Genomic DNA, 13,191 nt, shown 5'->3' on the forward strand with positions numbered 1-13,191 from the left:
GCCGCATGATCACGAAGCTCCGCGCGGCCACCACGCGGTGGACCGTCGTCGTCCCGGTGGTGTCGTTCGTCGTCCTTGTCCTCACCTGGCACCGCGACCTGCCCGGCTGGGTGGTGGGCGTGATGGCCTGCTTCCTGGCCGGCGCGGTGCTCGCCGCGGTGCACCACGCCGAGGTGGTGGCGCACCGGGTGGGGGAGCCGTTCGGCTCGCTGGTGCTGGCGGTCGCGGTCACCGTCATCGAGGTGGCGCTGATCGTGACCCTGATGGCGGACGGCGGGGACAAGGCCGCGACGCTCGCCCGGGACACCGTGTTCGCCGCCGTGATGATCACCTGCAACGGCATCCTCGGCCTCTCCATCCTGGTGGCCGCGATCAAGTACCGGGTGGCGGTGTTCAACGCCGAGGGCACCGGCGCGGCGCTGGCCACCATCGGCACCCTCGCCACGCTCAGCCTGGTGCTGCCGACCTTCACCACCAGCTCGCCGGGACCGCAGTTCGCGCCCGCCCAGCTGGCCTTCGCGGCGGCCGCCTCGCTGGTGCTGTACGGGCTGTTCGTGGCCACCCTGACCTTCCGCCACCGGGACTACTTCCTGCCGGTCACCCCCGAGGGAAAGGTGCTCGACGAGGAGGACCACGCCGATCCGCCGACCATGCGCGCGACCCGGGTCAGCCTGGCCCTGCTGGCGGTGGCGCTGATCTCGGTGGTGGGCCTGGCCAAGGGCGTCTCGCCGACCATCGAGTCCGCCGTCTACTCGGCCGGGCTGCCGTCCTCCGTGGTGGGTGTGGTGATCGCCCTGCTGGTGCTGCTGCCGGAGACCATCGCGGCGCTGCGCTCGGCCCTGCGCAACCGGGTGCAGACCAGCCTCAACCTGGCGCTCGGCTCGGCGCTGGCGAGCATCGGCCTGACCATCCCGGCCGTCGCGATCGCCTCCGCCTGGCTCCCGGGGCCGCTGGAGCTGGGCCTCGGGCCGACGCACCTGGTGCTGCTCGTGCTGACCATCGCGGTCGGCACGCTCACCGTCATCCCGCGCCGCGCGACGCCGCTGCAGGGTGCCGTCCACCTCTCGGTGCTGGCGGCGTACGTGGTGCTCGCGATCAATCCCTGAGCGGGCGGGGACCGGGCGGGAGCGGGCCGAAGCGGGCGGAACCGGCGGTCCGGCGACGAAGGGCGTCGCCGGGCCGCCGTCCGCACGTCCGCCGGGCCGCCGTCCGCCCACCCGCCGCCCGGGCCCGCCGGGGCGGCGTGCGAGGATGGCCCGGACCGCCCCCGACGGCGGACCTCCGCCGACCGGCCACCCCCTCACCCCAGGGTGGCCCGACTGGGCACACGGCGACGAGGTCCGCGCTCCGTACCCCGGCAGCCATTCCGGCGCGGCGTCTCCCTGCCTGCTCCCCCTCACCTGCGAAGAAGACGCACCGCGATGCACCGCACCCGTTTCGCCGTACCCCCGTCCGGACCGAACCCCACCTCCCCGACCACCCGCTCCCGCACCCGCTCCCGGGTACCGCTGCGCGCCGCCGCGCTCGGCGCGGGCGGGCTGCTGCTCTCCGGCTGCGGCAGCGCCCCCGTCGCCCAGCCCGGCAGCCAGCAGGACCTCCGCGCCCGCCTCCCCAAGGCGGTCAGGGACGCCGGTGTGCTCAAGATCGGCTCGTACCTGACCTACCCGCCGGTGGACTTCAAGGACCCGGCCGGCGAGCCCGCCGGGCTGGACCCGGAGCTCGCCAGGGCGATCGGCTCCCACCTCGGCCTCCGGGTCGAATTCACCGACATGCCGTTCGACAAGCTCATCCCGGCCGTCCAGGCCAAACAGCTCGACCTGGCGATGTCGGCCGTCATCGACACCAAGCAGCGCCAGCTCGGCGCCGCCGACGACGGGCACCAGGCCGACCCCGGCGTGGACTTCGTCGACTACTTCGCCACCGGCACCTCGATGGTGGTCAAGGCCGGCAACCAGCTGAACCTCACCACGCTGGACAGCCTCTGCGGCCGGACCGTCGCCGTCCAGCGCGGCACCGTCCAGGACGAACTGGCCGGCCGGCAGACCGCGGCCTGCCTGCGGATCGGCAAGCCCCTGCAGATCCACCGCTTCGACACCGACGAGCAGGCGCTCGCCGAGGTGGCCTCCGGCGCCGCGGTCGCCGATCTGAACGACTACCCGGTGGCCCAGTACAACACCACCCAGCCGGGCCGGGCCGGAGTGTTCCAGCTGGCCAACACGCATTTCCTGCAGTCCGGCCCCTACGGCATCACCGTCGCCAAGGACAACACCGCCCTGCGGGACGCCGTCGCCAAGGCACTGGACCAGGTGATCCGCGGCGGCGAGTACGACAAGATCCTCGACAAGTGGAACGTCCGCTTCGGCGCGGTCTCCAGCGCGGTGGTCAACGGCGGCCTCTGACGCGGTGGTGCCCGACCCCGCCCCGATGGCCGCAACGACCGGCGATCGGGGCGGGGCCCGCGTGTCGGGGCGCGGCACGGTGGCCGCTGTCCCTATCGTCTGAGTCCGCTGAGTCCGCAGCCGATCCGATGACCACGTGGGAGTGCGAGATGCCAGGCCCAGAGCAGCAGTTGTCCGCCGCCGGTGCCACCGGCCGCCCGGAGGACGGCGCCGACGTGATCGTGGTCGGCGCCGGCCCGGCGGGCTCCACCGCCGCCTACCACCTCGCGCGGACCGGGCTCGACGTGCTGCTGCTGGAGAAGTCCTCCTTCCCTCGGGAGAAGGTCTGCGGCGACGGCCTGACACCCCGTGCCACCAAGCAGCTGGTCGACCTCGGCATCGACGTCTCGGAGGAGGCCGGCTGGCTGCACAACCGGGGGCTGCGCCTGGTCTCCGGCCGGCGCACGCTGGAGCTGGACTGGCCGCAGCTGTCGGCCTTCCCCTCCTTCGGACTCGTCCGGCGGCGGGCGGACTTCGACGAGCTGCTCGCCCGCCGGGCCGCCTCGGCGGGCGCCCGGCTGGTCGAACACGCCAATGTGGCGGGCCCGTTGGTCGACGAGAGGACCGGCCGGATCACCGGTGTGACGGCCCGGCTGGGGGAGGACCGGCGGCCCGTCGACTACCGCGCGCCGCTGGTGGTCGCCGCCGACGGGAACTCCACCAGGCTCTCCCTCGCCATGAAGCGCTACCGCCGCACCGACCGCGCGATGGGCGTCGCCTACCGGACGTACTTCACCACCCCGCGGCACCAGGACCGCTACCTGGAGGCGTGGCTCGACCTGCGCGACCCGAAGGACCCGGCGCGACGCCTGCTGCCGGGCTACGCCTGGGTGTTCGGGATGGGCGACGGCACCGCCAACGTCGGCCTCGGCGTGCTGGACACCGCCGCGGTGGCCGGCGAGCTCGACTGGCGCGACCTGCTGCGGCGCTGGTGCGCCGCGCTGCCGCCCGAGTACGGCTACACCCCCGAGGGCGTCACCGAGCCCGTCCGGGGCTCCGCCCTCCCGATGGGCCTCAACCGCCAACCCCACTACGCCGACGGCCTGTTGCTGGTCGGTGACGCGGGTGGGACGGTCAGCCCGGCGACCGGCGAGGGCATCGCCTACGCGATGGAGTCCGGCCGGTACGCCGCCGAGACGGTCGTCCAGGCGCTGGCCCGGCGCACCGACCGCGGCCGCGAACTCGCCCTGCGCGGCTACCCGCAGGCCTTGCGCTCCGCCTACGACGGCTACTTCGCACTCGGCCGGCTCGTCGCCGACGTGCTCGGCCGCCCCCGGCTGCTCGGCGCCGCCGGTGCGCTCGGCCTCGGCCACCCGGCCCTGCTGAAGGTGGCCTTCCGGCTGATGGTCAACCTCACCGAGCCGAACTCCCGCGACGCCCTCGACCGGGTGGTGCACGCCCTCGGCAGGCTGGCACCCAGCAGCCGCTGACCGACGGCCGGTCGCCCCGGGGGCGTGATCCTCCAGTCTGCGCGCCCCCAGGGCCGGGCGGGCGCCGGTTGGCCGGATCCGGTGGGACGGGTGGTGTCGTGGGCCGTTCCGGTTGACGGGGGGTCAGGTGATCCGTTTGTCTGGGTGGCGACACGGACACGGAGGGTGACCGACCATGCTCCGGTCCGCACCGACGCCGATCCGACGGAGACACCGTGCACCTTCGCCTTCGCCTGCTCCTCGCGCCGCTCACCGCGGTAGTGGCCCTGCTCGCCCCCGCCGTTCCGGCGTCCGCCGCCGACCCGGCCGAAGCCACCCCCTCCGACGCGTGCTCGGCGGCCGACCACCACGGCGACCCCCGCCTCGGCCCCGAGGACCTGCCGCGCACCGGCCCGGTCGGCCGCGAGCTGATCGGCTACCGGCGCACCGGCGGCCTCCCCGAGGACACGTTCCTCGCCACCTACTACGGCGCCACCGCGAACAACGGCGGCCCGGGCTGGATCTACCCGCCGGCCGACGGCTACCTCACTCTCCCGGACGGCACCCCGGTCGAGGTCGAGGTCACCCTGTACCCGAACCAGAACATCGACCGCTACGGCAGCGAGTACGGCGCCTTCCTCGCCCCCGAGGGCCTGCCCTACGCCAGCCGCTCGATCCCCCCGCAGAGCCTCGACAGCACCCCGGCGCCGAGCTGCAACTACCACGACTACAAGGTGCTCAAGCCGTTCAAGGTGCACGCCGGCCCGATCGCGCCGTGGTTCGGCCAGCCCGGTCTCGGCCTCCAGTACCAGCTGGACGCCGGGCTCGTGCCGGACGGGCCGGCCCGGCTGAACGTGCTCTGGCTCGTCGACCACGGGTACCTCGCCCGGATCTGACGCCGCCGGACCCGCCCGCCGGGCCTCCGCCGCCGGGAGGCCCGGCCGGGCGCGAAATTCGTTGGCGTGCCCACCCGGTCCGGGATAGGAAGGCCCGATGAGTACCACTGAGACCACCCCCGACCGGCGCGGCTTCACCGCCGTGATCCTCGACCTGGGCGACATCCAGCTCCATCCCTGGGGCCGGCTGACCGACGTCCGGGGCGGGGTGGTGCCCGGGCTGCTGGCCGCCGCCGCCGATCCGGAGATCGCCCGGTGGAACCCGCTCCGCGCCACCGACCGGGCCGGGGCCGAGGCCTACCTGGACCGCTGCGACGCGGGCTGGGCCGACGGCGCCACGGCCGCCTTCGCGGTGGTCGGCGCCGCCGGCGGCACGCTGCTCGGCAACTGCGCGCTCCGCTGGGTCGACCGCGCGGACGGGCTCGCGATGATCGGCTACTGGCTCCTCCCGGCCGCCCGCGGGCGCGGCGTCGCGACCCGGGCCGTCCGGGCCGTCACCGGCTGGGGCATCGCCACGGCCGGCACCCGCCGGATCGAGATCGCCCACGCGGTCGGCAACGACACCTCCTGCCGGGTGGCCGAGCGCTGCGGCTACCCCGCCGAGGGCACCCTGCGTGCCTCCCACCACTACGGCGACGGCGGCTACCAGGACGAGCACCTGCACGCCCGCCTCGCCACCGATCCCGAGCCGCCGCTGCGCTGACCGGTCCTCCCGGTCCGGCCCCGGCGCAGCCGTGCCCGGGCGCGCGGCGGGGGTACGGGCCTAGTCTGGAAGGGCGCGTCCGTGCGCGGTGCGGAACGGGGACGGTGGGCCATGACGGTCATCTCGGCGGCACTCTTCGGTACCGACTGGCGCACCGCGTCACCCGGCTCCGAAGCGTTGCTGCACGAGTGCGCGGCGCGAGGCTGGACGGTCCTGGTGATGGGGCCCGGGCCGGCCGAGGTACCGGTCCTGGCCCTGGCGGCCCCGGGTGACGAGCCCGTCCGGGCGGCCCTCGGCCTGGTCGACGGCAGGCCCGAGCACGCGGTGGTGGTCGCCGCGAGCCTGCGCGAGGTGCTGATGGCGCGTCGCGCGCGGGTCCCGTGCGTCGCCGTGACGGGCGACGCCGGACCGCGGTCCGAGCTGCGGGCGGCCGGCGCGGTCGAGGTGCACCGCGACGCCGCCGCCCTGTTGCGCGTGTTGGACGACAGCCTGTTGGCCCGGCCCCGGGCCTTCGGCGACTGCCGCCCGACGGCTCCGGCCGCACCGGCCGGCCGGAGCGGTTGACGTACACCCCGACCGGGCATCCGCCCGGAGACGAGGACGGCGTCACCGGAAGCGTCGGAGGTGACCGAGATGGACGGACCCGCGTTGAGCGGACGGGAGCGGCGTCTCCTGGAGGAGATCGAGAGCGATCTGCGCCAGGACGCCCGCCTGAACCGGCGGTTGAGCACGATGGGGGTCAAACAGCCGGGGCGGGTCCGGGGCGGGCTGAGTCGCCTGTGGCACCGGCTGCCCGCCGGGGTGGTGATGACGGCGCTGGTGATGTCCGCGATCTGCCTGAGCATCGGCGTGCGCACCCCGACCGTGCCCGTACTGACCGCCGTGGTACTGGTCTGGACGGTCAGCGTGGCCGTCGCGGCCGTGGTGGCGCTGCTGCTGCGGCGGCGCCGCCGGGCGGCCGGGATCCCCCCGGAGGGCCTGCTGGGCGGCGACCGCCCCGAGGGGCGGGAACGCCCGGACGGCCGGGACCGGCCCGAGGGCCGCGAGCGCCGGCCGTGGGACCGGCCGGAGGCGTGAGCACTATGACCACCGAACTGCGGGAGTACCGCCCGGGCTCCCATCATGCCGCCGGCCAGACCCTGGTCGGCTACGAGGTCGAGGGCACCGACGGTCCGCTGGGGCGGGTCGAGCGGGACACCGGCGACCGGCTGCTGGTCGATGCCGGGGCGTGGGTGCCGGGCTTCCGGGTCCCGGTGCCGGTCGCCCTGGTGGCCCGGATCGACCATCTGGAGCTGGTGGTCCACCTGGACTGCCCCCGGGCGCACGTCCGCGCCCTCCCCCCGCCCGCCGTCGTCGAGGCGCGCGGGGGCGGCCGGCCGCCCCGGGGGTGATCCCGGCCCCGGGCGCGCGGATCAGTCGCCCCGCAGCCGGACGAAAGTGGCCGCCGGCGGCCGGCCGGTGACGGTCACCTCCGCCCGCAGCGGGCCGGTCAGCGGCCGCAGGCTGCCGTGGTCCGGGTCGCGCACCGGTGCGCCCAGCAGTCCGTCCACCGCCTCCGCCACCTGCCGCGCCTGCACCGCGGTGAGCCGGGGCGTGGAGAGCAGCACCGGGCCGTCGTCCAGCTCCAGGACCAGTGCCTGCGGCCGGGCGGCCGTTCCGACGACCGCCCGGACGGTCGCGTCGACGGTGTCGCTGCGCCGGTACTTGACCCAGAGCCGGCCGGCGCCGCGCGCCCGGTAGGCCGAGCCGGCGGCCTTGCAGACCAGCCCTTCGACGCCGGTGCCGGCCAGCTGCTCCATCCAGCTCAGCGCCTCCGTCCGGTCGGTGGTGGCCAGCACCGGCTGGACCGGCGGCGGGACGCCGTCGAGCGCGGCCAGCAGCAGCCGGCGCCGGTCGGTGAGCGGCAGCCGGCGGACGTCGCGCCCGGGCAGCGCGAGCAGGTCGAAGGCGACCAGCCCGAGCGCCACCCCGTCCGACGCCCGGCCCTCCCGGGTGCGCAGCAGTTCCTCGAAGGCGAACCTGCCGTCCCGCCAGGCGACCAGCTCCGCGTCCAGCACCAGCCCGGCGGGCAGCCGGGCCACGGCGGCGGCGATCGGGGGGAACTCCGCGCCGAGGTCCCGCCCGGACCGGGACTGCAGGAACGCCGGGCGCTCCCCGCGGGCGAAGGCCACACAGCGGAAGCCGTCCAGTTTCAGCTCGTACTGCACGCCGGAGCCGCCGAGACCGTCGGACGGCGGGACGGCGGTCACGGCGGCCGGGCGCATCACCTCGACGGGCGGCTCCAGCACCACCGGGAAACCGGTGCCACCACCGGTGTCGCCACCGCCACCGCTACCGGTGGCGGTGCGGGTGCGCGTGCGGGTGCTGCTGCGCGGCGGGTCGCTGCGGCCGGCCGGTGGCTCGTCCGCCGACGCCGACGCCGACGCCGGCGGGGGGAGCGGGCGGGCCCGTCCGCCGTCCAGGAGCGGCGCGAGCAGGTCCCCGAACTCCGCCAGCCGGTCCGGGAGTTCGGCGAGGTCGAAGGTCAGGTCCGCCGTCGAGCCGGCCGCCTCCAGCTCCGCCCAGGAGATCGGTGTGGACACCGTGGGCCGGGGCCGGGCCCGCAGGGTGTAGGGCGCGGCGGTGGTCTTCTTGCCGTTGTTCTGCGACCAGTCCACCAGGACCCGCCCGGCCCGGCGCGCCTTGGCCATGGTGTGCACCACCAGGTCCGGATGGGCCGCCTCCAGCGCGGCCGCGAGGGCCTTGGCGTAGGCGGAGACCTTGCTGCTGGGCGTCGGCTCCAGCGGCACCAGCAGGTGCAGCCCCTTGGAACCGGACGTCTTCACCCAGCAGTCGAGGCCGTCCGCCGCCAGCCGCTCGCGCAGCAGCCCGGCCACCGTCCGGCAGGTCAGCACCGACGCGCCCTCGCCCGGGTCGAGGTCCAGCACCAGCCGGTCCGCCAGCCCGGGCGCGGCGGCGTGCCACTGCGGCACGTGCAGCTCCAGACAGCCCAGGTTGGCCGCCCAGAGCAGCGCCGCACCGTCGTCCAGCACCACCTGCCGGAGGTCCCCGGAGCTGCTCGGCACCTCCACGGTGCGGACCCAGCGGGGTGTCCCGGCGGGCGGGTTCTTGGCGATGAACGCCTCGCCCTCGACCCCCTCCGGACAGCGCAGGAAGGAGACCGGACGGTCCCGCAGATGGGGCAGCAGCACGGTGTGCACGGCCGCGTAGTAGCGCAGCACGTCCCCCTTCAGCGTGCCGGTGCGCGGGTAGTACACCTTGTCCAGGTGCGAGAGGGCGATCGTGCGCCCGTCCACCACCATCTGCGGCATGGCCGCCTCCGAGCTGCGCCGGGACCGCGCGCCCGTTCGCCGGGCCCGCGCAGCCAGTCTGCCCGCCCGCCCGCTACGGCGCGAGCAGGCTACGGGCCGTCCGGAGCAGCTCCTCGTCGGCGGCCGGCTCGCGCACCCCGGCGAGGCCGGAGCGGAACAGCGAGGCGCCCTCGACCAGCATCAGGAACACCTGGGCGCGGCCCTGGACGACGGCCTCCGGCAGGTCGGGCCGGCGGTCGGCGAGGAAGGCCGCGATCCGGGCCCGGTAGTCGGCGTAGAAGGCGCGGACGGCGTCCGCCACCGCCTCGTCCCGAGCGGCGAAGGCCCAGACCTCGGCGAACAGCCGCACCAGCCGGGCGTCCTCCTGCTCGGCCAGCAGGGCGCTGATCAGCGCCTGTGCCGTCCGGTCGGCGGCCTCGGCCGCCCCGGCGCCCGCCGGGTCCGCCGTCGCCGCCGTCGCCGCCGGGGCGAGCAGGGGCGCCAGCCGCTCGGCGGACCGGGTGAGCACCCGCCCCAGGACGGCCGCCACCAGCGCGGCATGCGTCGGGAAGTAGTACTGAAGATGCCCCAGCCGGACCCCGGCCGCCGCCGCGACCGCCCGCATCGAGAGCTCGGTGCCGCCCGCGGTCACCAGCAGGTCCTCGGCCGCGTCCAGGAGTTCCGCGCGCCGCTGCTCGCCCTTGCCGCTCACGCCGCCACCGCCGCCCGCTCGCTCCGGACGTCGACCGTGACGCCCAGGGCCGCGAGGTCGGCCAGGACCCGCCCCGGGCGGGGCGTCTGCTCCGGGAACGCCACCCCGGCCGGAGCCGGCGCGCCGTCCGTCCCGAGCACCCGTCGCAGGCCCAGCAGGGCGCCGACCGCCGTCAGGTGCGCCTGCCCGGAGCGGTCCTCGACCACCGCGCCGAGCCCGGCCCCGCCGTGCCCGACGTCGATCCGCAGCCGGGCCACGCCGCCCTCGCCGGGTGAGTACAGCAGGGCCCGCCGGGCCGGCTCCCAGCGGTCGCCCCGGCCCCAGCGGAAGAGTCCGGTGTGCTTGGCGGCCAGCAGTGCCGCGGTGCTGAGCGGGGAGCTGAAGCCGATCCGGGTGGTGGCGGTGGTCGTACCGAGCGTGAGCGGGAGGGTGAACTGCTCCGGTGTGTCGATCCCGGCGACCTTGGTGGCGTCGTCACCGATCCGTACGGTGCGCGGCCCGCTGAGCGGGGCCACCGACCGGCGGCGGCCGTCCCGGACCACCTCGTAGTCCAGGCCGAGCCGGTCCATGAACTCCACCGAGTCGGCGCCGGCCCGGTCCGCGAGGTCCCAGCGGATCGCGGTCTCGACCCGCTCGGCGCCGCCGAGCCGCTCCGCCAGGGCGGCCGCGACCAGGCTGGTGACCCCGCCCATCCATGCGGAGGAGAGCAGCACGGGGCTGCTCGGGCGCAGCAGCGCCGCCACCGTGGCGGCCCGCTGCAGCCGGGCCGTCCAGCGGGTCACGTCCACGAACGGCACACCGGCCCGGACGGCGGCCCGCAGCACGCGGTCGTCCGGGTCGTTGACCACCCCCACCACGGCGCGGACGGCGGCGTCGAAGGGCGCCGGGTCGCCGAGGTCCCAGCGGCGGACGGTGACGGCGGGGGCGCCGTCCGGCTGCCCGAGCTCCTGGGCGAGCGCGGCCCCGCGCTGCTCGGAGCGGCCGGTGAGCAGCAGGGGCCAGTCGGGCGCCGCCAGCCGGGCCAGCTCGGCGCCGACGGTGCCGTAGCCGCCGACCAGCAGGACGGGACCCTCGGGATCGTGGGTCAGGTGGTCGTGGACGTCCGGGGAGAGGTTCATGGGGAAAGAATAGGTCGGTCGACCTAAAAGTTCTGTGAGCCCGTCAACGGAGCCCCGTCACCAGCGCGTACGCGTCCCCGACGTGGTCCTCGATCCGGGCCCAGTCGACCGGCGGCCCGTCGAGACGCACCCCGACCCAGCCGCGGTGGCCCACGTACGGAGGCCGGAAGTACCGCTCCGGCGCCTCGGCGACCAGGAACTCCTGGGCGCCCGCCGGAGCCGGGCACCAGAAGGCGAGGCGGTCGTCGTGGTGGTGGTCGGCGAGCATCACGAACACCCGGGCCCGCCGCCCGGCCCCGGCGAACCAGGTCGGCTCCCCGTGGCTGACCCGCTCGGACACCTCCGGCAGCGCCAGGCAGAGCGCCCGCAGCCGGTCGGCGGGGCCCGCCACCCCCGTAGGGGGCCCCGCCGGCCCCGCGGCCGTCACCGCGGCCACCGCCTCAGCCGGCCGACGGGCGGGGCGAGCCCGGGTAGGTGCCGAAGTACCACTGGTTGCCCTCCGGGTCGGCGGCCGCGAAGTCCCGCGAGCCGTACTCGGTCTGGTGCAGCTCCTTGGTGATCCGGGCCCCGGCGGCCACGGCCCGCGCGTGCAGGGCGTCCGGCTCCGCGGTGACCACGTACGCGCTGAAGGCGCCCGGCTGCCCGGGGCAGGGCTCGCCGCCCCCGGCCTCGGGCCGGTCGGAGCCCAGCATCACGCCACCGCCCTCCGGCCAGGCCAGCTCGGCGTGCGCGACGAACTCGCCCTCGCCGTACGCGACGACCTCCTCGAAGCCGAAGGCCTCTACCAGGAAGCGGATCAGGGCGCGGGCGTCGCGGGCGCGCAGGCTGGGCCACACCTGCGGGGCGGGAGTCTTGTCGTTCATGGGGATCTGCCTCCTCGGGGCGGTTCGGGTCCCTCTCACGACCCCCACTCTGGCGCCGCCGCCCCCGGGCCGCCTTGGACGTTTCGGAACTTCGCCGCGTCCGGGCCCTCCTCGGCCAGCCAGAGGCTGGGCGCGCACCCGGCCAGCGCGCGGAACTCGCGGGCCAGGTGGGCCTGGTCGAAGTAGCCGCAGCGGGCCGCCAGCTCCGCCAGCCGGGGCGCCGGGCCCGGAGCGGCCAGCAGGTGCCGGGCGCGGTCGAACCGGATCACCCGGGCGGCGGCCTTCGGGGTCAGCCCGGTCTCGTGGCGGAACCGGCTCCGCAGGTGCCGGCTGCTCCATCCGGTCTCCCGCGCCAGCGCCGACACCGGGAGCGACCCGCCGCTGCGCCGCAGCTCGGACCAGGCGCGGACGACCTCGGGCGGCACCCGCCCGGAGGGACGGGCGGCCCGCAGCAGCGCGCCGTCCAGGACGGCGAACCGCTCCGGCCAGCCGGCGGCCAGTTGGAGCTCCTCCTGGAGCCGCCCGCTCGCCCGCCCCAGCACGGCGTCCGCCGGCACGTCCACGCCCGCCAACTCCCCGGCCGGCAGGCCGAGCAGGGCCCGGGCGGCCAGCGGATGGACGGCGATCTGGACGCCGGACTGCCGCCCGTCGTGGGTGATCAGGGCGGGCGAGGTGTGCAGCCCGCCGAGCAGGGTGGCGTAGTCGCCGCCGGGCTGGGCCGGATCCGGGTGCCCGGCGACGGTCAGCGGCTCGTCCAGGGTGAGGATGAAGGTCAGGTACGGGGACGGCAGGCCCCGGTGCACGGCGGGTGCCAGGCCGCGCTGGCGGTAGCCGGAGTACCAGGCCACGTACGGCCGCAGCGCGCCGGCGGGCCGGGCCCGTACGGACTCGTCGACCGGGTCGGGGAGGTCCTGCGTCACGCCCCCAGTATCGGTCCCGCTGCCGGTCCCGGCGGGCCGGGGGCGCCGCCGTGCTGGCTCGCGGACGCCCGGGGTGTTGCTTATGGTGAGCGCACCGGAACACCCGGTGCTCGGGGGGAAGACCTGCGAAGGAGTCCCAGTGACCACTGCCCGAGAGATCATGCACACCGGTGCCCAGTGCATCCGCGCCGACCAGACGCTCGCCGAAGCCGCCATGATGATGCGGGACATGAACGTCGGCGCTCTCCCGATCTGCGGCGACGACCAGAAGCTGAAGGGCATCATCACCGACCGCGACATCGTGGTCCGATGTATCGCCGAGGGCAAGGAGCCGGCGGACATGACCGCCATGGAGCTGGCCGGGCACCTGCACTGCGTCCGCGCCGACGACTCCATGGAGGCGGTGCTGAAGAAGATGGAGCAGCACCAGATCCGGCGCATCCCGGTGATCGACGGCGACCGGCTGGTGGGCATGATCAGCGAGGCCGACCTGGCCATGGGCCACCGCGACGGCCACCGGCTGACGGACCAGCAGATCATCGAATTCATGGACAGCGTCTACATGATGCGGTGATCGCGCGGCGCCGGGCCCGGTGCGGGAGCGCCCCGGGTCGAGTCGGCCGGTGCCCCTCCGCGTGAGCGGTTCGGCGCCGTCCGGGTGTGCCGCGACGCCGCTGGACCGGACCGGGTGGTCGGGTGCAGCGGCGTTGTCGTGCCCGGGTGGGCGGGTGTGGCGGGTGGTGCTGGGGGTGTTACTTGGTGAGGCCGGCCTTGACGGAGCAGACGGGCCAGGCGCCGGGGCCCTGGGCGGCGAGGACCTTCTCGCCGATGGCGATCTGCTG

15 protein-coding genes and 1 pseudogene are annotated in these 13,191 nt (G+C 75.9%); 9 read left to right on the forward strand and 7 right to left on the reverse strand.

Translation table 11 applies throughout. The features are described from left to right. The first annotated feature begins 5 nt into the window (after window positions 1-5). The 8 genes from ACIF6L_RS36320 (at window position 6) to ACIF6L_RS36355 (ending at window position 6,837) form a co-directional block, all read left to right on the forward strand. Window positions 6-1,106: an ionic transporter y4hA gene (locus tag ACIF6L_RS36320; protein WP_359811079.1), complete on the forward strand. Its 1,101-nt coding sequence runs from the start codon at window positions 6-8 to the stop codon at window positions 1,104-1,106. Window positions 1,107-1,421: 315 nt separating this feature from the next. After that, window positions 1,422-2,399, forward strand: a complete 978-nt coding sequence (locus ACIF6L_RS36325) for an ABC transporter substrate-binding protein (protein ID WP_359839707.1) — start codon at window positions 1,422-1,424, stop codon at window positions 2,397-2,399. 149 nt (window positions 2,400-2,548) lie between these two features. After that, window positions 2,549-3,868, forward strand: coding sequence for a geranylgeranyl reductase family protein (locus ACIF6L_RS36330; RefSeq protein WP_396490717.1), 1,320 nt, complete (start codon window positions 2,549-2,551; stop codon window positions 3,866-3,868). A 215-nt stretch (window positions 3,869-4,083) separates the two neighbouring features. Next, window positions 4,084-4,743 carry a TNT domain-containing protein gene (locus ACIF6L_RS36335; RefSeq protein WP_352290879.1) on the forward strand — a complete coding sequence of 220 codons (660 nt, stop codon included), beginning with the start codon at window positions 4,084-4,086 and terminating at the stop codon, window positions 4,741-4,743. Between the two features lie 97 nt (window positions 4,744-4,840). After that, the gene (locus ACIF6L_RS36340; RefSeq protein ID WP_359811085.1) at window positions 4,841-5,446 is read left to right on the forward strand and encodes a GNAT family N-acetyltransferase; all 606 of its coding nucleotides are present in this window, start codon (window positions 4,841-4,843) and stop codon (window positions 5,444-5,446) included. Between the two features lie 111 nt (window positions 5,447-5,557). Further along, window positions 5,558-6,010, forward strand: a complete 453-nt coding sequence (locus ACIF6L_RS36345; RefSeq protein WP_396490716.1) for an HAD family hydrolase — start codon at window positions 5,558-5,560, stop codon at window positions 6,008-6,010. Window positions 6,011-6,079: 69 nt separating this feature from the next. Next, window positions 6,080-6,523 (forward strand): hypothetical protein, encoded by a 444-nt coding sequence (locus ACIF6L_RS36350; RefSeq protein WP_359839705.1) that lies wholly within the window; start codon window positions 6,080-6,082, stop codon window positions 6,521-6,523. A gap of 5 nt (window positions 6,524-6,528) precedes the next feature. Next, window positions 6,529-6,837 (forward strand): PRC-barrel domain containing protein, encoded by a 309-nt coding sequence (locus ACIF6L_RS36355; RefSeq protein ID WP_396490715.1) that lies wholly within the window; start codon window positions 6,529-6,531, stop codon window positions 6,835-6,837. A gap of 21 nt (window positions 6,838-6,858) precedes the next feature. On the opposite strand, the gene ACIF6L_RS36360 is transcribed toward ACIF6L_RS36355, so the two are convergent. The 7 genes and pseudogenes from ACIF6L_RS36360 to ACIF6L_RS36390 all read right to left on the reverse strand — a co-directional run bounded on the left by ACIF6L_RS36360 (window position 6,859) and on the right by ACIF6L_RS36390 (window position 12,349). Beyond that, window positions 6,859-7,710 (reverse strand): DNA ligase, encoded by an 852-nt coding sequence (locus ACIF6L_RS36360; protein WP_359811113.1) that lies wholly within the window; start codon window positions 7,708-7,710, stop codon window positions 6,859-6,861. Between the two features lie 168 nt (window positions 7,711-7,878). Next, window positions 7,879-8,757, reverse strand: a pseudogene (ligD, locus tag ACIF6L_RS36365) (non-homologous end-joining DNA ligase); the annotation flags it as partial. A gap of 73 nt (window positions 8,758-8,830) precedes the next feature. Beyond that, entirely contained in the window at window positions 8,831-9,448 is a 618-nt protein-coding gene (locus ACIF6L_RS36370; RefSeq protein ID WP_396490714.1) for a TetR family transcriptional regulator, read from the reverse strand. Further along, entirely contained in the window at window positions 9,445-10,566 is a 1,122-nt protein-coding gene (locus tag ACIF6L_RS36375) for a saccharopine dehydrogenase (protein ID WP_396490713.1), read from the reverse strand. Before ACIF6L_RS36375 ends, ACIF6L_RS36370 begins: the two co-directional genes overlap by 4 nt. 43 nt (window positions 10,567-10,609) lie before the next feature. Further along, window positions 10,610-10,957 (reverse strand): MmcQ/YjbR family DNA-binding protein, encoded by a 348-nt coding sequence (locus ACIF6L_RS36380; protein ID WP_396490712.1) that lies wholly within the window; start codon window positions 10,955-10,957, stop codon window positions 10,610-10,612. Between the two features lie 49 nt (window positions 10,958-11,006). Then, complete coding sequence (locus ACIF6L_RS36385) at window positions 11,007-11,429, reverse strand: VOC family protein (RefSeq protein WP_359811101.1); 423 nt, start codon at window positions 11,427-11,429, stop codon at window positions 11,007-11,009. 35 nt (window positions 11,430-11,464) lie between these two features. Then, window positions 11,465-12,349 carry a helix-turn-helix domain-containing protein gene (locus ACIF6L_RS36390; RefSeq protein ID WP_396490711.1) on the reverse strand — a complete coding sequence of 295 codons (885 nt, stop codon included), beginning with the start codon at window positions 12,347-12,349 and terminating at the stop codon, window positions 11,465-11,467. Window positions 12,350-12,488: 139 nt separating this feature from the next. Between ACIF6L_RS36390 and ACIF6L_RS36395 the strand changes: the two genes are divergently transcribed. Next, complete coding sequence (locus ACIF6L_RS36395; RefSeq protein ID WP_329491208.1) at window positions 12,489-12,923, forward strand: CBS domain-containing protein; 435 nt, start codon at window positions 12,489-12,491, stop codon at window positions 12,921-12,923. The last annotated feature ends 268 nt before the right edge of the window (window positions 12,924-13,191 follow it).

It is taken from the genome of Kitasatospora sp. NPDC086009 (assembly GCF_044540385.1).
Lineage (GTDB): Bacteria > Actinomycetota > Actinomycetes > Streptomycetales > Streptomycetaceae > Kitasatospora.